Origin of the sequence: Klebsiella sp. HN106 (genome assembly GCF_051209435.1) — a bacterium.
Classification (GTDB): domain Bacteria; phylum Pseudomonadota; class Gammaproteobacteria; order Enterobacterales; family Enterobacteriaceae; genus Klebsiella; species Klebsiella oxytoca.
On sequence record NZ_JBLURD010000001.1, the window covers coordinates 1,072,147 to 1,090,679 of the forward strand.

Annotated in this window: 20 protein-coding genes and 3 tRNA genes; 6 read left to right on the plus strand and 17 right to left on the minus strand. The window is 52.9% G+C overall.

Annotation, left to right across the window (positions count from 1 at the left end):
- Window positions 1-236 precede the first annotated feature (236 nt).
- On the plus strand, window positions 237-779 hold the full coding sequence (locus ACSIPU_RS05040; RefSeq protein ID WP_023321233.1) for a non-heme ferritin-like protein: 543 nt from the start codon (window positions 237-239) through the stop codon (window positions 777-779).
- Window positions 780-1,062: 283 nt separating this feature from the next.
- Window positions 1,063-2,574 carry an MFS transporter gene (locus tag ACSIPU_RS05045; RefSeq protein WP_032728708.1) on the plus strand — a complete coding sequence of 504 codons (1,512 nt, stop codon included), beginning with the start codon at window positions 1,063-1,065 and terminating at the stop codon, window positions 2,572-2,574.
- Window positions 2,575-2,620: 46 nt separating this feature from the next.
- Here the strand turns inward: ACSIPU_RS05045 and ACSIPU_RS05050 are convergent, their stop codons facing one another.
- Both ACSIPU_RS05050 and azuC read right to left on the minus strand, forming a co-directional pair.
- Window positions 2,621-2,872, minus strand: coding sequence for a DUF2766 family protein (locus ACSIPU_RS05050; protein WP_004103438.1), 252 nt, complete (start codon window positions 2,870-2,872; stop codon window positions 2,621-2,623).
- A gap of 79 nt (window positions 2,873-2,951) precedes the next feature.
- Window positions 2,952-3,035 carry a stress response protein AzuC gene (gene azuC / locus ACSIPU_RS05055; RefSeq protein WP_014229869.1) on the minus strand — a complete coding sequence of 28 codons (84 nt, stop codon included), beginning with the start codon at window positions 3,033-3,035 and terminating at the stop codon, window positions 2,952-2,954.
- Window positions 3,036-3,243: 208 nt separating this feature from the next.
- Between azuC and ACSIPU_RS05060 the strand changes: the two genes are divergently transcribed.
- Complete coding sequence (locus tag ACSIPU_RS05060; protein ID WP_032728410.1) at window positions 3,244-4,665, plus strand: MFS transporter; 1,422 nt, start codon at window positions 3,244-3,246, stop codon at window positions 4,663-4,665.
- Window positions 4,666-4,714: 49 nt separating this feature from the next.
- Here the strand turns inward: ACSIPU_RS05060 and ACSIPU_RS05065 are convergent, their stop codons facing one another.
- Window positions 4,715-5,353, minus strand: coding sequence for an RpiB/LacA/LacB family sugar-phosphate isomerase (locus ACSIPU_RS05065; protein ID WP_004103442.1), 639 nt, complete (start codon window positions 5,351-5,353; stop codon window positions 4,715-4,717).
- A gap of 419 nt (window positions 5,354-5,772) precedes the next feature.
- Between ACSIPU_RS05065 and ftnA the strand changes: the two genes are divergently transcribed.
- A complete protein-coding gene (ftnA, locus tag ACSIPU_RS05070; RefSeq protein ID WP_004113821.1) occupies window positions 5,773-6,270 on the plus strand; it encodes a non-heme ferritin in 498 nt (165 codons plus the stop codon).
- A gap of 37 nt (window positions 6,271-6,307) precedes the next feature.
- Here ftnA and ACSIPU_RS05075 read toward each other — a convergent pair whose 3' ends face one another.
- On the minus strand, window positions 6,308-6,547 hold the full coding sequence (locus ACSIPU_RS05075) for a YecH family metal-binding protein (protein WP_049592994.1): 240 nt from the start codon (window positions 6,545-6,547) through the stop codon (window positions 6,308-6,310).
- Between the two features lie 195 nt (window positions 6,548-6,742).
- On the opposite strand from ACSIPU_RS05075, the gene tyrP reads away from it, so the two are divergent.
- Window positions 6,743-7,954, plus strand: coding sequence for a tyrosine transporter TyrP (gene tyrP / locus ACSIPU_RS05080; RefSeq protein ID WP_196557475.1), 1,212 nt, complete (start codon window positions 6,743-6,745; stop codon window positions 7,952-7,954).
- A 26-nt stretch (window positions 7,955-7,980) separates the two neighbouring features.
- On the opposite strand, the gene ACSIPU_RS05085 is transcribed toward tyrP, so the two are convergent.
- The 8 genes from ACSIPU_RS05085 to uvrY form a co-directional block, all read right to left on the minus strand.
- A complete protein-coding gene (locus ACSIPU_RS05085; RefSeq protein WP_380297229.1) occupies window positions 7,981-8,661 on the minus strand; it encodes a YecA/YgfB family protein in 681 nt (226 codons plus the stop codon).
- 54 nt (window positions 8,662-8,715) lie between these two features.
- Window positions 8,716-9,603: a dihydrodipicolinate synthase family protein gene (locus ACSIPU_RS05090; RefSeq protein ID WP_049592993.1), complete on the minus strand. Its 888-nt coding sequence runs from the start codon at window positions 9,601-9,603 to the stop codon at window positions 8,716-8,718.
- 199 nt (window positions 9,604-9,802) lie between these two features.
- Window positions 9,803-9,889, minus strand: a tRNA-Leu gene (locus tag ACSIPU_RS05095).
- Between the two features lie 13 nt (window positions 9,890-9,902).
- Window positions 9,903-9,976 (minus strand) — tRNA-Cys (locus tag ACSIPU_RS05100).
- Window positions 9,977-10,014: 38 nt separating this feature from the next.
- Window positions 10,015-10,090, minus strand: a tRNA-Gly gene (locus ACSIPU_RS05105).
- Window positions 10,091-10,241: 151 nt separating this feature from the next.
- On the minus strand, window positions 10,242-10,790 hold the full coding sequence (pgsA, locus tag ACSIPU_RS05110; RefSeq protein ID WP_004113831.1) for a CDP-diacylglycerol--glycerol-3-phosphate 3-phosphatidyltransferase: 549 nt from the start codon (window positions 10,788-10,790) through the stop codon (window positions 10,242-10,244).
- 57 nt (window positions 10,791-10,847) lie between these two features.
- Window positions 10,848-12,680, minus strand: a complete 1,833-nt coding sequence (uvrC, locus tag ACSIPU_RS05115; RefSeq protein ID WP_004103453.1) for an excinuclease ABC subunit UvrC — start codon at window positions 12,678-12,680, stop codon at window positions 10,848-10,850.
- The gene (uvrY, locus tag ACSIPU_RS05120; RefSeq protein ID WP_004122102.1) at window positions 12,677-13,333 is read right to left on the minus strand and encodes a UvrY/SirA/GacA family response regulator transcription factor; all 657 of its coding nucleotides are present in this window, start codon (window positions 13,331-13,333) and stop codon (window positions 12,677-12,679) included. Before uvrY ends, uvrC begins: the two co-directional genes overlap by 4 nt.
- 463 nt (window positions 13,334-13,796) lie before the next feature.
- On the opposite strand from uvrY, the gene ACSIPU_RS05125 reads away from it, so the two are divergent.
- Window positions 13,797-14,021: a DUF2594 family protein gene (locus tag ACSIPU_RS05125; RefSeq protein ID WP_004103455.1), complete on the plus strand. Its 225-nt coding sequence runs from the start codon at window positions 13,797-13,799 to the stop codon at window positions 14,019-14,021.
- Between the two features lie 67 nt (window positions 14,022-14,088).
- Here the strand turns inward: ACSIPU_RS05125 and sdiA are convergent, their stop codons facing one another.
- The 5 genes from sdiA to tcyJ form a co-directional block, all read right to left on the minus strand.
- On the minus strand, window positions 14,089-14,811 hold the full coding sequence (gene sdiA / locus ACSIPU_RS05130; RefSeq protein ID WP_004113835.1) for a transcriptional regulator SdiA: 723 nt from the start codon (window positions 14,809-14,811) through the stop codon (window positions 14,089-14,091).
- Window positions 14,812-15,103: 292 nt separating this feature from the next.
- A complete protein-coding gene (tcyN, locus tag ACSIPU_RS05135; protein ID WP_004113836.1) occupies window positions 15,104-15,856 on the minus strand; it encodes an L-cystine ABC transporter ATP-binding protein TcyN in 753 nt (250 codons plus the stop codon).
- Window positions 15,853-16,521, minus strand: coding sequence for a cystine ABC transporter permease (gene tcyL / locus ACSIPU_RS05140; protein WP_004103458.1), 669 nt, complete (start codon window positions 16,519-16,521; stop codon window positions 15,853-15,855). The genes tcyN and tcyL overlap by 4 nt, the downstream gene beginning before the upstream one ends.
- 15 nt (window positions 16,522-16,536) lie before the next feature.
- The gene (gene dcyD, locus ACSIPU_RS05145) at window positions 16,537-17,523 is read right to left on the minus strand and encodes a D-cysteine desulfhydrase (RefSeq protein ID WP_016808323.1); all 987 of its coding nucleotides are present in this window, start codon (window positions 17,521-17,523) and stop codon (window positions 16,537-16,539) included.
- Between the two features lie 95 nt (window positions 17,524-17,618).
- Window positions 17,619-18,419, minus strand: coding sequence for a cystine ABC transporter substrate-binding protein (gene tcyJ / locus ACSIPU_RS05150; RefSeq protein WP_016808324.1), 801 nt, complete (start codon window positions 18,417-18,419; stop codon window positions 17,619-17,621).
- Window positions 18,420-18,533 lie beyond the last annotated feature (114 nt).

Below are 18,533 nucleotides of genomic sequence, written 5' to 3' on the forward strand. Positions count from 1 at the left end.
ATCCAGATGTTGTAACATAATGTAAATAACCACCATTGAGAGTTTTCTTAATTCAGATATAGCGCTATTCTATCTTCGTTGAGACAAGAAATTTAATTCCATGGTTCGGGCTTAAGTTCTGAATAGAATTATTCTGAGCTTTTCATCTGTTGGTTTTAATTTCGCAAACTCTCTTGGTCACAATCGCGTCTGGATATGACGCAGGCGCTTCCCGCACAGTAAATAAGGATATTGTTATGGTCGTTCCAGGAATGGTGCAAAAGCTGAATAACCAATTGAATCTTGAGTTCCATACCTCCAACTTGTATCTGCAGTTAAGCGAGTGGTGTATTCAGCAGCGGTTGAACGGTACCGCCACTTTTCTGCGTAATCGAGCGCAATCCAGCATAACGCAGATGATGCGGGTCTTTGATTTTATGAAAAGTTCCGGCGCCTGGCCCGTGGTTAAAGCAGACGAAGCCTGCAGCGCGGAATGCGCCTCTCTTGAAGACCTGTTTAGCAAAACCGTTGCTGATTATCAGCAGCGCAGCAGCATGCTTTCCGGCCTGACGGCAGAGGCGAAGGCGCAAAGCGACGAATCCACCCTACGCTTCCTCGCGCTGCTGGCGAAAGAACAGCAGCTGGATGGCATGCTGCTGGAGACCATTCTGGATGAAGTCCGCTGCGCGGACCAGGCCGGGACCAGCGAACAGCAAACCGATCGTCACCTGCTTGAACTGGTCAGCCAACAGTACGCCAGCGTCATGTCGGCAAATACCGGAGCGCGCGATAAAGCGTAAAAAGAGGCGTGTTTCTGCCTTTAATGCCCTCATCGCCCCTCAGCGAACCAATCTTTTTCGGCGCTTCGGCGCCGTTTTTATTCCTGAAAAGCATTAAAAACTTTTAACCAGATCTCATTCCCGCTCAATCGGAGGAATTAGCAGGGTATTGGTGATCTGGATCACGTTTAAAACCCTGGGTTGATAATATAAAAACAGCGTTTCAAAAATTTAAAACACGGAGTTTATTTTAATGGCAAGATATACGGCTTCAGCCTCAAACGGGCTGCAGGGAAGACCGATTTTGTTACGCCATCAGTTAGCCTACGGCGGCGGAAATTTGCTGGGAAGCGGCGCACTGGCGATCAGCGGTGCCTGGCTGCTCTATTTTTATACAACCTTCTGTGGGCTGACGCTGATCGAAGCCTCCTTTATTTTCTCCGTCGCCAGCATTATCGACGCGATTAGTAACCCGCTGATGGGCTACCTCACCGATAACTTTGGCAAAACCCGGCTCGGTAAACGCTTTGGCCGCCGTCGCTTCTTTTTATTGATAGGCATTCCGCTAATGATGTTCTACCCGCTGCTGTGGGTAGAAGGTCTCGGTTTCTGGTACTACCTGTGCACCTACGTCGTCTTTGAAATCATTTATACCTCGATTATGGTCCCCTATGAAACATTGGCGACCGAAATGACTGATGATTTCTCACTGCGTTCGAAGCTCACCGGTTATAAAGCGATATTCGGCAAACTGGCTAACTTCCTCGCGGCATTTATCCCCGGGCAGTTCATCCTGCTTTATGGCAAAGAATCCGCCACCCCGTTTTTCCTTACCGGACTGACCTACGGTGTCATTCTTATCGTGGCCATCTCCTGTTTGTGGTACTGCAGCTGGGAACGACCGCGCGAAGAGGAAAAAAGCTCGGGGGATAAAAAGGGGCTACTCAATACGCTGCTTATGCTGGCCAAAGATATGCGCTCAACCTTTTATCTGCGCGTATTCCGTAAACACCTTGGTATGTATCTCTGCGGTTTCGGCGCCGAATGGCTGTTTGCGTCGATCTTCACTTACTTCGTCATCTTCGTGCTGCAACACGATCCGGCGATGGTGGCCGGGCTCAACAGCCTGAACTCAATTCTGCAGCTGGTATCAACGGCCCTGTTTATCGGCCTGTGCGTGAAGAAAGGCTTCAGTAAGCCGTATATTCTGGCGCTGAGCGTGGTCATCTTTGCCGTGCTGCTCTACACCTCGCTGTGGTTCTTCCACCTGCCTTCAAGTCTGGCCACCATCCTGATGTTTGGCATCACGGTGCTGTTCGGTCTCGGCACCGGCGGCGTCTACTACATTCCCTGGACTGTTTACACCTTTTTGGCTGATGTCGATGAAATTTACACCGGCCGCCGTCGCGAGGGGATCTATGCAGGCGCCATGACCTTCTCAGGTAAAATTTTGCGCTCGATTATCGTCTTTACAATGGGAGCTATCCTCAGCTTCTACGGGTTCCAGTCAAAGGCGCACACGCAGCCGGAAAGTGCGGTCACCGCGATTGCGGTGGTATTCTGTGCAGGGGTGATTTTACTGGCGCTGGCAGCCATCGTGTTCAGTAAACAGATGAAGCTCGATCGCAAGGCCCACCTGGTGGTGCTACAGGAAGTCGCGCGCATTAAAGCGGGAGGCAAAATTGCCGACATCGCGCCGGACGTTCGCCTTATCGTGGAAGATTTAGTTGGCCATCGTTATGAAGAGTGCTGGGGCAACAGCAAACTGTTCAAGAATGCGCAGGAGAACGTCATTCAAACCGCCGTGTCCCATTAATCAGCAATAACGCCCCGCTATCGCGTTGATGGCGGGGCTCACGCCGCTAGTGCGCTTCTTCCTGCGGGGTGAATTTCAGCTCAATCAGCGCGATGGCTTTTTGTACCGCCCGCAGCGTCACCGGGTCAGCCGAGGCCGGGTGGCTGGCAAAATCGATGGCTTTCAGCTGGGTAGTCATTTTTTCGCGCACCTCGACAGGGGCGATGATATCGATGACGTCGAGGATCTGCTTGATAACTAACTGGCAGGCAACAACGTCAGAGACCAGTTCGTCGTGTTCGGTAAGATGTTGAGACATTTTTCACTCCTTTTTTCAGGAGCGTAATAGTACCCTAATTCCTCGGATATAAAAAAACCTGCCGCAGCAGGTTTTTTTATCAGAACATAGCGCCAGGCGGTACGTCTTTAAAGGTTTTGCAGTAGTTTTCGAACATGCTCTTCAGAATTTTGCGCAGTTTCATGGTTGGCTCCATTTTTGTTATGCAGGTGTTAATATCTACACAGCTATAATATGACCTGTATCACAAAAATCAATCTCAACGTGCGATAAATCACGTTTTATTTACAAAATAAATTTAAACATTCAACAAAAGTGAGTTATTTCGGATAGTTAAGAGCTGCGGGCTCCAGGTGAATCCGGGATCGCTTAGCAATGGCAGCGATACAACGATGAGTACAAACATCTCTTCCAGGGACGACCGCTCTTTTTCAGCACCTGCTCTGCTGGTGGCTGGCGCGTTTTTTATGGAGTTCCTCGACGGCACAGTCATCGCCACCGCCCTGCCCGACATGGCGAAAGACTTCGGCGTAACGGCAGTGGATCTCAACATTGGAATTAGCGCCTACCTTATTACCCTTGCGGTGCTGATACCCGCCAGCGGCTGGATCGCCGATCGCTTCGGCGCGCGGAAAATCTTTAGCCTGGCGCTGGCGATTTTTACCCTCGCCTCGGTGTTTTGCGGGTTGTCGACCAATGTCGATGTGTTTGTCGCCATGCGTATTCTTCAGGGAATTGGCGGCGCGCTGATGGTGCCCGTGGGCCGCCTGGCGGTGTTGCGCACCACACCGAAGCATCAGCTGATTAAAGCGATTGCCACTCTGACCTGGCCGGCGCTGGTGGCGCCTATTATTGGCCCACCGTTGGGCGGATTTATCACCAGCTACGCCAGCTGGCACTGGATCTTCTTTATTAACGTGCCGCTTGGGCTTGTGGCGATTGCCCTGGCGCTGCGCATCATCCCGGATATTCGGGAAGAAGAGCGCCGCCCGTTCGATCTTTCCGGTTTTCTTGCGACCTCGGTGGCGATGGTTAGCCTGGTTGCCGCCATGGAGCTTCTCGGCGATCGTCAGCCTCTGGGCTGGCAGACCCTGGCGCTGCTGGTGTCAGGCCTGGGCTGCATGCTTTTCTCGTTACGGCACTTCCGCCGCGCTGAATGGCCGATGGTGCGCCTTGATGCGCTGGAGATCCCCACCTTCAGGGTCACCATGTACGGCGGTTCGCTGTTCCGCTCCTCCATCAGCGCCGTTCCGTTTCTGCTGCCGCTGCTTTTTCAGGTCGGCTTCGGCATGGATCCCTTCCACTCGGGGCTGCTGGTGCTGGCGGTGTTCGTCGGCAACTTCACCATCAAGCCCCTTACAACGCCGCTGATTCGCTGGCTGGGTTTTCGCCGTCTGCTGCTGATCAATGGCGCATTAAACGTATTATCGCTGCTGGCCTGCGCTTTTTTAACCCCGCATACGCCGGTTTGGCTCATCTTTGTAATTCTCTATCTCGGCGGGGTCTTCCGATCGATTCAATTTACCGGCATCAGCACCCTCGCTTTTGCCGATGTTCCTTCCGGACAAATGAGCTATGCCAATACGCTGTTCAGCACCGCATCCCAGCTGGCCGTTGGACTTGGGATAACGCTTGGAGCGATAGGTATTCGTATTGGGGAAGAGTTCAGTGAATGGCTTACGCTTTCTCACCTTCCGGGCATCAGCTTCCGCCTGTCGTTTATCTTTATTGCGCTGATTTGCCTGGTCGGCATGATTGATACTCTGCATCTGACAAAAGATGCGGGTAGCAGCGTGTCGAACAAAAAGAAATAGATAACGAAAAGGCCAGCAGCGCTGGCCTTGCATAGGATGTGTTAATCGATTAACCGATGATCTGGCGAACGAACGCTTCGATCTCTTTATCCTGGCAGTTCTCAAAGAAACACTGCTGGAAGCGAGGGCCGGAAACGGCAGTTTTCACCAGCTCCGGATCGATCGCACGCAGCGTATCCAGATAGTTTTCCTTAACCACCGCGGCTTTGACCGCGTTCAGGATGCCGGCGTTACGCACCTGAGGCTCTTTACGCTCCGGCGGATAGCCTTCGCCTTTGCGGCCGGTGAAGGCTTTTTCAAAGATAAAGCGTACGTTCAGCTCTGCACCCCAGCCAAATCCTTTCGCAAACGGCAGAGACAGCGCGTTACCGTTATTGATCTGCGCAAACAGGAAGGCGTCCGCAGGGTCGATGCAGTAGCCACAAACTACGCCCGGATGAATATTTAACGACATTAGCGCGCCCTGACCAGTGCCGCAGCCGGTAACCACAAAGTCGACCGCCTTCGAATTCAGCAGGATGCTGGCCATAATGCCCAGATGGATATAGGTCAGGTGATGGTCGTTTTCATCGCTCATCCCGACGTTGTAAACCGGGAAGCCCTTCTCGTCAGCAACGGCGTTTAATTCATTGAGGATGATGGCGTTTTTGTTCGCCTGGCTGTTTTCCATCATCAGTGCGATTTTCATGCTTTACTCTCCTGAATGCTGTGCGGGTTTTCCCGCGATAGTTCGTTAGCGTTGCTATGACAATACTACCTTACGAACATACTTTCAAATTTTATGAAAAGTTGTTTTATAAATTGCATCTCGCCTCACACTTTTGCCTTCCGTCCTGCCAGGACGCCGCCTCATCCTGAGGCAAGTCGCGTCATCTCAGGCCAGGTCTGTGTGCGGGGGATCGGATTAACACGGCGAAATTTGGCCCAACGGCGAAGTGAACGAAATAAGGAATTAAAACCATTCTCATTATTTTAAAAGTGCCAATGCGTGTTATTCCCATTTGCATTATTAATAAATGAATTTATTAATTTACTTTTTGCAAATAAATTAATAACAAATTATAGTGTGCGCACTAAAACTTATTTCTTTTTTCCCGGAGCAGCCAGATGCTAAAAACTGAAATGATCGATAAGCTTAATGCGCAGATGAATCTTGAACTTTATTCCTCTCTGCTTTATCAGCAAATGAGCGCCTGGTGTAGTTACCACAGCTTTGAAGGCGCGGCGGCGTTTCTTCGTCGCCACGCGCAGGAAGAGATGACCCATATGCAGCGCCTTTTCGATTACCTGACCGATACCGGTAGTCTGCCCTGCATCACGGCTATCGCGTCGCCGTTTGCTGAGTATGCCTCTCTTGACGAGCTATTCCGTGCGACCTACGAACATGAACAGTTAATTACGCAAAAAATTAATGAACTGGCACATGCGGCAATGACCAGTCAGGATTATCCGACGTTTAATTTCCTGCAGTGGTACGTTGCTGAACAGCACGAAGAAGAGAAGCTGTTTAAATCGGTTATTGATAAATTAACCCTCGCAGGTAAAAGCGGCGAAGGTCTGTACTTTATTGATAAAGAGCTGGCAACGCTCGACACGCAAAATTAATTAGGCCGGCAGCGAGGCTCCAGCGCCCGCTGCCGTATTAATGGCGGCAAATTTTACTTTCGTGCGTATTAAACCCTTCTTCAGCGGCAATAAACTTGCCTTTTTTCTGCAAAAACGCCACCAGTTCCGCCGCACTCAGATTTTCCGCCGAGCAGGTGTGAAATCGGGCTTCTTTACCGAAACGCGCGACGATCGCCGCTTCAAGCGTCGCCACGGTGTAAGTTTCGCCTGAGGCGATCATCATTTGCAGCACTTCGTGACCATGAATCGATGGCATATTCTCTCCCGTAAAGCCCGCAGAATATACCAGCCCGGGCGGCGAATTCTTGCGCCAGCGCAGCTTTGAAGCAAACCCTCTGCTACTGTAAAGTTTTTATTACAACGCCTGTAACCTTCATTTGACGAAGCGACTGATTTCACATACTCTGCGCGGCATAATGAATTGTGAATGCCGTAATGGATAGTGAAAAGCGTGAAGAACCGCACTCTGGGTAGTATTTTAATCGTCGCCGGCACCACCATCGGCGCAGGGATGTTAGCCATGCCGTTGGCATCGGCGGGCGTAGGTTTCGGCGTGTCGTTAGCTTTGCTGATAACGCTTTGGGCGCTAATGTGTTATACCGCTTTGCTGCTGCTGGAAGTCTATCAGCACGTGCCGGCCGACATGGGTCTGGGTTCGCTGGCGGCACGTTATCTGGGCCGATACGGGCAATGGGCAACCGGCTTTTGCATGCTGTTTCTGCTTTACGCGCTCACGGCAGCCTATATCAGCGGCGCCGGCGAACTGCTGGCCTCAAGCCTCAATCAGTGGCTGGACTGGACGCTGCCTCCTGCGGCAGGCGTTCTGATCTTTACCGCTATCGGTGGGACGGTCGTCTGCATCGGGACTTCGCTGGTCGATCTTTTTAACCGCTTTTTATTCAGCGCAAAGATTATTTTCCTCGCCATTATGCTTGCGCTTCTGCTGCCGCACATTCACCAGATAAACCTGCTGACTCTGCCGCTACAGCAGGGGCTGGCGCTGTCGGCCATTCCGGTGATTTTTACTTCCTTTGGTTTTCACGGCAGCATACCCAGTATTGTGAGCTACCTGGGCGGCGATATTCGCAAGCTGCGCCGGGTATTTATCATCGGAAGCTTTATTCCTCTGGTCGCCTATATTTTCTGGCAGCTGGCGACGCTGGGCAGCATTGACTCTCCTGCGTTTACCGCGCTGCTGGCGCAGAATGCCGGGCTCAATGGCCTGCTGGAGGCCATCCGTGAAGTGGTGGCATCGTCGCACGTTGAGCTGGCGGTCCATCTGTTCGCCGACCTGGCGCTGGCGACATCATTTCTCGGGGTGGCGCTTGGGTTGTTCGACTATCTGGCCGATCTGTTTCAACGCCAGAACAGCGCCGGTGGACGGCTACAGAGCGGTCTGATTACCTTTTTGCCTCCGCTGGCCTTCGCGCTATTTTATCCGCGTGGCTTCGTGATGGCGTTAGGCTATGCGGGCGTTGCGCTGGCCGTGCTCGCGCTCATGCTGCCTTCGCTGCTGGTAATGAAGAGCCGCCAACAGCACCCTGATGCCCCGTGGCGGGTCGCAGGCGGTTCAGCGGCGCTGTGGCTTGTCCTGCTCTGCGGGATCGCTATCGTAGTGATTCAGTTTGCGATAGTCGCAGGATTACTGCCGGCGGTGGGATAAAAAAGGGGCCAATTCGGCCCCTGATGTTATTTCGTTAAACAGCACTGCTTATATTTCTTACCGCTGCCGCACGGGCAAGGATCGTTGCGCCCAACCTTGCTCTCATTCCTGATGGGCTGCTGAACTTGTGCGGGCTGAGCGTGCTCAGTCCAGTAGTTGTAAAGCGCCAGGGCCGCAGGACGAATTCGCTCAACGCTGGCGATAAACTCTTCCGCGGATAGTTCATCCAGCGCCTCGAAGCGCTCTTCGGTACCGTGCAGAGCGATGGCGTCCAGCTCTGCCTGCAGCTCGGCAGGCAGACCTGACCAGTCGCTTAATCCCACGCCGCGCATATAGCCAAAGCACCACTCCTCAACAATGGTGAGCTCCTGCCCCTCCTCTTCCCGGCTGCCGAACATCGGTTCGAACTGATCGGGATAGTCGCTTAAACGCTCGGCAATATCGCTCATATGCTGCAGCGTCAGGTTGACGAAACGGTCTCGCTCGCGATCGTTGGCCCAGCGCGGCACATTATCCGCTCCGCCCCAGATAGCAATCAGCCACTGCGCGGGCTCAATCTCGGTCGGCCCGGAGAGTATGGCCGTCAGTAGGCCATCCAGTTCAGCAACATCCATGATGGTGCCTTCTACCGCGTATTTCGACAGGATATCATCCAGCCATTCCACTTCGCTTTCGTTCAGGGGTCCAGTTTTCATAAACAGGCTCATCGTCGTAAAAAATGGCGCTTACAGTAGCGGAAATAGCGAAAGAAAACTACCCGGCTACAGGAGCTTCAGCGTGCGAAGTGTTTCCGCAATTTCGCTAAAGGCATCCGACGAAAGCGGGAGCAGCGGTCGCGGTAAGCAATCCTCCCCGCACAGCCCGAGGATACTTGCCGCTGCGGCGGTCACTCGCAGGCTGCCACCATATTTACTGAATAACATCCACAGCGGCGCGAGCCTGGCGCTGATTGCCGTCGCCTGCTCAGCGTCCCCTCGCGCTGCCGCCGCGGTTAACTCTTTGGCGACCTGCGGGAAAAGGCCGCCGCACACCGAATACCAGACTTCGCAGCCGGCATTCAGGCCATCGGCCGCGCAGGCGTCCCCGCTAATGCCAATACTCACCCCTGCCGGTAGCTGGCGCCGCAGGCTCTGAATCCGGCGGACGGTTTCATTTTTCGCGGGGCCGGGGATTTTAATTGAGGCGATCCCGGGTAGCGCGGCGATCGCGCCTTTAAGTTCATCCGAAGTCGTCACATGCGTGGTAACGGGATTGTCGTAAACGCAGACGGGGACGGAGACCTGTTGGGTGACGGTCTGGTAAAAAGTCAAAATCTCCTCGTCTGTCAGGGGTTGATAAGCCATTACTGGCAGAAGCAGCGCGCTGGCGCCTGCCATCTGCGCGTCTTCAGCCAGACGGAGAACCTGATCGGTCCCCAGCGCCCCTATGCCGACCATCAACGGAATGGGTCCGGCATGCGATTTTACCTGGCGCACCACCTGCATTCTCTGCTCACGGCTAAGCCAGGCATAGCTTCCGGTGGAGCCAAGTACGCCGAGGGAATCGACCTCAGATTCGACGAGACGAGTGACAATTCGGGCAAATGCCGTTTCATCAACGCCATGTGGATGTAACGGAGTCAGAGGAAAAGCGCAGAGGCCAGTAAACATTTCATCCCCACTTATTGAGATAATGATTGAGTGCTGGCAGATAATAGCAACAGAAAAGTATTTTGTCCTATGACAAAATGTACCCGACGATCGCGAGGTAGCGCTGAAGCGGTTTTTCATAAGGGACAAAAACAAAAAAACCACCCGTAGGTGGTTTCACGACACTGCTTATTGCTTTGATTATTCTGCTTTATCCCAATGGTACCCGGAGCGGGACTTGAACCCGCACAGCGCGAACGCCGAGGGATTTTAAATCCCTTGTGTCTACCGATTCCACCATCCGGGCTCGGGATAGAAATTGGAGGCGCGTTCCGGAGTCGAACCGGACTAGACGGATTTGCAATCCGCTACATAACCGCTTTGCTAACGCGCCTTAATGCTTTAACACCCGCAACTGCCGATGTCTTAAACTGGAGCGGGAAACGAGACTCGAACTCGCGACCCCGACCTTGGCAAGGTCGTGCTCTACCAACTGAGCTATTCCCGCATCATCAAGCTAATTTGCTAATTAGTTGATTTTGTTATCGTCTGCCAGACTGTGCTGCCGTTCGATGCGATGCATTCTACTTACCTGGCGCAATGAGTCAACGATATTTTTCAAAACCTTGTGTTGTTTGCTGAAAATTGCGCCGAAACGATCACTGATCAAGCAAATCCCCGCGCGCGGCGTTCAGATATTGCAGCATCGACCACAGCGTCAGCACCGCCGCCACGAGGAATAGCCCAATCCCCGCCCATTCAACCCAGATATTTGGCCGCCACAGCATCCACACCAGCGCCGCCATCTGGGCCGTGGTTTTTACTTTACCAATCCATGATACCGCTACGCTGCTGCGCTTACCCAGTTCAGCCATCCACTCGCGCAGCGCGGAGATGATGATTTCGCGCGCGATCATCGTAGCGGCCGGTAACGTTACCCACCAGGTATGATAATGCTCGGCCACCAGCACCATCGCAATCGCCACCATGACTTTGTCCGCAACCGGATCGAGGAAAGCGCCGAAACGAGTGCTCTGATTCCAGCGACGCGCCAGGTAGCCATCAAACCAGTCGGTCACCGCCGCGATGAAGAAAATCAGGGCGCAGGCAAAAGGAGCCCAGCTAAACGGGAGATAAAACGCCAGTACAAAGAATGGAATAAGAATGACGCGAAACAGAGTAAGCAACGTAGGGATATTAAATTGCATGGTAACGGGTAACTATCTGTTGTAAGTAAAAATTAGCCCTATGTTGCTACAGAGCCCCTAATGTTTCAACGAGTAGAAGATCTTTTCTGCCAGACCGTGAGATATACCCGGTACTTTCGCAATCTCTTCGACGCTGGCCTTCTGCAGTCCCTGCAGACCACCCATATATTTCAGCAGCATCTGTCGGCGTTTTGGCCCCACCCCTTCGATGGTTTCCAGCGTGCTGGTGCTTTTTACTTTTGCCCGTTTTTTACGGTGGCCGGTAATGGCGTGATCGTGCGACTCGTCGCGAATATGCTGTATGACATGCAGCGCGGGGGAATCCGGCGGCAGGCTAAAGCCCTCGCCTTCCGGTTCGAAGAACAACGTCTCCAGGCCCGCTTTGCGATCGCTGCCTTTTGCCACGCCTAATAACAGCGGATGACTTTTATCCCACGGCACGTCCAGCTCGGCAAAGACCGTTTTCGCCTGGCCAAGCTGGCCTTTACCGCCGTCGATCAGGATGACATCGGGGATCTTACTCTCTTCTATTGCCTTGCCGTAGCGACGACGAAGTACCTGATTCATCGCCGCATAATCGTCCCCGGGCGTGATGCCAGTGATATTGTAGCGGCGATATTCCGCACGCAGCGGTCCGTTGCTATCGAAAACCACGCACGACGCGACGGTCTGTTCGCCCATCGTATGGCTGATATCAAAACATTCCATCCGATTAACGGCGGGGAGTTTGAGTAGCGTCGCGAGCGCCTGCAGGCGCTGAGTTATCGTTGAATGCTGAGAAAGCCTGGTGGTCAGCGCCGTCGCGGCGTTAGTCCGCGCCAGTTTCAGATAGCGGGCGCGATCGCCGCGAGGTTTGGTCTGTACGTTAACCCGGCGTCCGGCCAGTTCTGAGAGCGAATCCGCCAGCAGGGTTTTATCGCCGAGGTTGAAATCCAGCAGGATCTCGCTCGGCAGCGTCCGCATCTGGCTGCCCTGTAAATAGAACTGCCCGACAAACGTTTCCACCACTTCACCCAGTTCGGTACCATTCGGCACTTTGGGGAAATAGCTGCGGCTGCCAAGGACTTTCCCCTGGCGTATAAACAGCACGTGGACGCATGCCATTCCGGCATCAAACGACACGCCGATAACATCGAGATCGTCCCCGGTATTGGAGACGAACTGCTTCTCCGTTACCCGACGGACGGCTTGAATCTGGTCGCGGATCCGCGCAGCCTCTTCAAACTCCAGCGCCTGGCTGGCTTTTTCCATGCGGGTAATCAGCTGAGTCAGTACCTGATCGTCTTTACCCGCCAGGAACAGGCGTACGTAGTCGACCTGTTGGGCATACTCTTCCTCACTCACCAGCCCGGCAACGCATGGCCCGAGACAACGGCCAATTTGGTACTGCAGGCACGGCCGCGAGCGGTTGCGATAAACGCTGTTTTCGCACTGGCGGACAGGAAAGATCTTTTGCAGCAGCGCTAACGTCTCGCGAACGGCGTAGCCGTTGGGGAACGGACCGAAATATTCGCCTTTCGCATGCTTGGCTCCGCGATGCGTCGCCAGGCGGGGATGCGTATCGCCGCTAAGAAAAATAAAGGGGTAGGATTTATCATCGCGCAGCAGCACGTTATAGCGCGGCTGATAAAGCTTAATATAGTTATGCTCAAGCAGCAGCGCTTCCGTTTCGGTGTGGGTCACGGTAACGTCAATCTGGGCAATAAGCGCCACCAGCGCTTCGGTTTTACGCGAAGCCAGGTTGCTGCGAAAATAGCTGCTAAGCCGCTTTTTCAGATCTTTTGCTTTGCCTACATAGATAACAGTACCGCCAGCATCATACATACGATAGACGCCCGGCTGGCTGGTTACGGTTTTCAGGAAAGCTTTTGCATCAAAAACATCACTCACTGACTTGCTAACGACTCCGCATTGCAAAGGCCATGGCGAATTGCCAGGTGCGTCAGCTCCACATCGCCGTGAATGTTCAATTTACTGAACATGCGATAGCGGTAGCTGTTCACGGTCTTGGGACTCAGATTTAACTGCTCTGAGATCTCGTTGACCTTCTGACCTTTAGTAATCATTAGCATAATCTGCAATTCTCGCTCAGACAAACTGGCAAACGGCGATTCGGCCTTTTCCGGTTCAATCTGGCTGAGCGCCATCTGCTGAGCGATATCGGATGCGATATAACGCTGACCCGAAGCCACGCAGCGAATCGCATTGACTACCTCCTGCGGCGCAGCGCCTTTACTGAGGTAGCCAGCGGCGCCGGCCTGCATGACTTTCGCCGGCAGCGGATTTTCCGTATGCACGGTCAGCATAATCACTTTGGCATCAGCAACGGAACGGGCAATTTTTCGCGTAGCCTCAAGGCCGCCGATTCCCGGCATGTTCATATCCATCAGGACTACATCAACGGGATTTGCGCGGCACCATTTCACGGCATCCTCACCGCAGCAGGCCTCGCCGGCAACTTTAATCCCTTTTATATCTTCCAGAATGCGTCGTATCCCTGCGCGCACTAGTTCGTGGTCATCAACAAGAAGGACGTTGATCAAAGGAATATTCTCCAGAATTAGGGATAACGCCACTGATAGCTTATCTCCTACATATTACCGGGTTTTAGCGTAACTTTAAAAGTCAAAAAATGTCCTGGAAAAGATTTCTTAGGCAATTATGGAAATCTGCCTGCACACCTGCTGGAAAGCCATACTTAACATAGAGTTGCGAAACGGTTGTTTTTTAACATTCATCACACAGATTACGTAAAAACACAACACTCTGCGTAGATGAGAAATACGCGCCTGAATATGTAACAAATATTAACAGTGAAACGGCGTCATGGAAAAAATTAAGCTGCTTACATCTCATGATTACGTATTATTCAGCCAATTAAAACATTCACCATTCAAATGAGAGAACGAAAACCAAGCACTCCTTTTTTTTCCTTTGCTTGTGGTATACTGCGCCGCCTTCACTTTTAGACATGCGCATTTGCGCAGAAAGCAAACGAGGATATCGATGAGCACACCAGATTTTTCCACTGCGGAAAATAATCAAGAACTGGCACAGGAAGTTTCGTGCCTGAAAGCGATGATGACGCTGATGCTGCAGGCCATGGGTCAGGCGGATGCAGGCCGAGTGATTATTAAAATGGAAAAGCAAATTGCGCAGATGGAAGATGTGGCTCAGGCTGCCGTATTCTCCAGCACCGTTAAGCAAATTAAGCAGGCATATCGTCAGTAATGATTCACCGGCTGAAGGTATGACTAACAGCCGGTCTTAAGTCTGGCACGCAGAACAACCTATAAGATCAAATTAATCCCGTCGCTACCGCGTAGCAGGCAATTTGCGTTTTGTTTGGCGCATTGAATTTTCGCTGCATATTCTTCTGATGAAAATTGACGGTATTTTCTGAGATAGACAGAATCATTGCGACCTCAGCCGAGGTTTTGCCTTCCGCTGTCCATTTCAAAATCTCCAGTTCACGTCGACTAAATTTCATTTCCGGCGGCATAACCATTTCGTCCTCCAGCCGCAAGAGCGTCAGCAGACTCAGTTCGGTCAGGGTTCTTAAGCGCATCTCCAGTTCATCTTCCTCAAAGGGCCCCTGGCTGTGGCTGGTTCCTGAGACGGATAAGAATCCGTGTGCATGGTTAGGCAGCGTCAGGCACTGCGTTACCCCCTTGCGTAAGCCATGATCGCGCGCACCGTCCCATAATTCAGGGGTGTCGTGGAATAGCTTATCGTTCCAGGGTAGATGCCCGCGAAGGAAATTCTCCTTGCGCAGTACCGGGTCAATCGCGAAATAATTCTCGGCTTGATAATGCGACATCCAGGCCGGAGGATAGGTCGATTGCAGGGTTACCCTGGGGCGAGTGAAAGGCACGGGATGCCGTACGCAGAGCGCGAAGTAGTCATATTCCAGCGCTTGTGCCTGCTGCTGGAGTAGATGAAAAACTCCTTCGCCTGCAGAAGCTGACTGAAATTGTTGCAGCATTTCCCGCCGCCAGCTGAAAAAATCATTGTCCCTCATAACTGACCAAATAACTCCTGAGTGATAATCATTATTATAAATACATAAAACTAACACATAAACCCTGCTTATATGTATAAAATATGGTAGCCATCGCATTTATTAGATGGCGACTGGCAACAGCGCCTGATGAGTGAAAAGTATGCCCGCAGTTGTGGCACAAAACCTTGACAGATATATCGGCGTTGATTATGTCCTGAGGCTGGACTTTTAACTTTTACCGAAACTCGGTTAAGCGTCGTTTAGCAGGCCGCTCCCCTCAGCCTTAGCGGAAGCGGCCTGGGCACTGAGATTATTGCATCAGAAATTTTTCGAGGAACTGGCGGGTACGCGCCTGCTGAGGATTGGCAAAAAGAGATTTCGCGTCTCCCTGTTCAACGATACGCCCTTGATCCATAAAAATAGCGCGGTCCGCTACGTCGCGGGCAAAGCTCATCTCATGGGTAACGATAACCATCGTACGCTTCTCCTGCGCCAGCTGACGTATGGTGTTCAGCACCTCCCCCACCAGCTCGGGATCCAATGCCGAGGTTGGTTCATCAAACAGGATGACATCGGGGCGCATCGCCAGCGCGCGAGCAATTGCCACGCGCTGCTGCTGCCCGCCGGACAAACGACGCGGGTAGCTGTTTTCTTTACCGGTAAGCCCCACCTTGGCCAGCAGCTCACGCGCCCGGGCGATGGATTCATTTTTATCCTCCCCTTTGACGATCACCGGCCCTTCAATGATGTTCTCCATCACCGTACGGTGGGGAAAAAGATTAAAGTTCTGAAACACGAAGCCCACATGCTGACGCAAACGGCGGATGTCCGCTTTTTGCTGACCGAGGCTGCGCGCGGTATCGATGGTCACGTCGCCGACGCGAATGGTACCGTTTTCCGGCTGTTCCAGCAGATTAATACTGCGCAGCAGCGTGGTTTTCCCTGAACCACTGGGTCCGATAATCGCCACCACTTCGCCCTGTTGAACCTCAAGGTCGATACCGTGAAGCACCGTTTGGCCATGGAATTTTTTCACCAGGTTTTTTACTTCAATCGCACTCATTTTGGATCACGCTCCTGGCGGTTCAGCTGATTTTCAAAATAGTTTTGCAGCGTGGAAAGCACCGTCGCCATTACCCAGTAAATCAGCGAAGCAGCCAGGTACATGGTGAAAACTTCCAGCGTGCGCGAGGTGATTAGCTGAGCCTGGCGGAACAGCTCCGGCACCTGGATAGTCGCGGCCAAAGAAGTATCTTTGACCAGGCTGATAAAGCTGTTGGAAAGCGGCGGCAGCGCCACCCGCGCGGCCTGCGGAAGAATCGCGCGGCGCATCGCCTGCCAGCGCGTCATACCAATACTCGCCGCCGCCTCCCACTGCCCTTTATCAATGGAGGCAATCGCCGCGCGCAGCGTTTCTGCCGCGTAGGCCGCGGTGTTTAAAGACAGGCCAATCATCGCTGCGGGAATAGGATCCAACTCAATACCGAACTGCGGCAAGCCGTAATAGATCATAAACAGCTGCGCAATCAGCGGCGTTCCGCGAAAGATGGAAATATACATCCGCGCCAGCCATTTAATCGGCCAGACGGGTGACATGCGCATCAGCGCCAGGATAAACCCCAGCACCAGGCCAAAAAACATGCCGCCGATGCTGAGCTGTAGCGTAAATACCGCGCCCTTAAGCAAAAAAGGCGCGGAATCGATAACCAGTTGGATACTCTCTTGCATTCTATGTGTTCTGCATCAGATATGAGGATGATAGGCGAACAGCGCAGGCGCGCCGCCGGTATGAACAAACAGGATTGGGCCTTCATCCTTAAAGCGCTTCTGGCTGATACCGTCAATCAGTCCGGCCATTGCCTTTCCGGTATAGACCGGATCCAGCAGGATACCTTCCAGCTGCGCCAGCAGCTTGACCGCCGCCATTCCTTCGTCGTTCGGTATCCCGTAACCCGGCGCAAAGTAATCATCCCATAGCTGGATACCGGCCTTTGCTTCCAGCTCCAGGCTATTTGCCACCGCCTGCTGCAGCGCGGCGACTTTTGGCAGCTGGTCGGCTACTTTGCGCGATACCGTTACGCCGATAAGCTCGACATTTGGCATCAGCTGTTCAAGTCCCACCGCAAGACCGGCATGCGTACCGGCGCTGCCGGATGCGACGACCACGGAGGAAAGCTCAACCGACCCTTCGCACTGCTGGGCAATTTCCAGCGCGCTCTCCACATAGCCCAACGCGCCCAGCGCGTTCGAACCGCCCACCGGGATCACGTAGGGACGATAGCCCTGAGCTTCAATGCGGGTCGCCAGCTCTTCCAGCTGAGCATCAGGATCGGTCAGCGCGTCGCACATTTCGACCTGGGTATTGAACAGATCAAGCAGCAATCGGTTACCGTTAGTCAGATAGTTCTCAGCCCGGGTACCCATTGGGTTTTCCAGCAGCGCCACGCAGTGCAGGCCAAGTTTTGCCGCCACCGCTGCCGTCTGACGGACATGGTTCGACTGGATGGCTCCGGCGGTAATCAGCGTATCCGCACCTTCCCGCAGCGCATCAGCCGCGAGAAACTCAAGCTTGCGCAGCTTATTACCACCCATTGCAAGCGGGGTGACGTCATCACGCTTGATGAAGATTTCACGACCGAGATAATCGGAAAGGCGCGGCAGATATTCAAGCGGCGTCGGCGCGCCGATCAGCTCCAGACGCGGGAAAAGGGTTAAATTTTGCAGTGACATAAAACCTCCTGACTGAATTATCCTTAATTATGCACGCTGTGAGGCGCGAAATAAAAAAAGGCGCTATCAGGAGCGCCTTTTTTCACCGCCGACCGTTACTTCGTGACGTCAGCGCCAAACCATTTTTCCGATAGCGCCTTCAGGCTGCCATCTTTTTGCATCTCTGCAATGGCGCCATCAACCGCTTTCAGCAGGTCTTCGTTACCTTTACGCAGCGCGACGCCGGATTCCTGGCGGGAGAAGGCTTCACCAGTGACGGCAAGGGTATTGCCGGTTTTCTTCACCAGATCCAGCGCCGCCAGGCGGTCAACCAGGATGGCGTCGATACGGCCCACGCGCAGATCCTGATATTTCGTCGGATCATCATCATAAGTACGAATGTCGACGCCCTGGACGTTCTGACGCAGCCACTCTTCATAGTTGGTGCCCAGACCCACGCCGACTTTCTTACCTTTCAGGTCAGCGGCGGTTTTAATCACGCCCTCGTTCCCTTTTTTCACCAGCGCCTGAATCCCTGAAACAGTATAGGGCGTCGAGAAATCATATTTTTTCTTACGTTGATCGGAAATGGTGACCTGGTTTATCACGACATCGATACGTTTAGAATCCAGCGAAGCAAGCATGCCGTCCCACTTGGTGGGTTTAAGGTCAGCCTTTACACCCAGATGTTTCGCCAGTTCGTTGGCAAAATCCACCTCGAAACCGGTCAGCTTACCGTCATCTCCCTGATAGCTGAACGGCGGGTAAGTCCCTTCCAGACCCACGCGTAGAGTGCCACGCTCTTTGACCTGATTAAGCAGGTTTTCAGCCGCAAAGGTTTTTACGCTGACGCCAGCCATTAAAACGACGGCCATTGCGCCCATCAGCGCCTGACGACCCAGAAGTGCTAATTTCATTAGATACCCCTAACAGAGTGATATTTTGCTGCAGTGTAAGGCGTTTAGCCTCAGTCACCAACATCGATATGCTACATCTTATTCCGAATTATTATATATGGTGCCGTTTAGGGC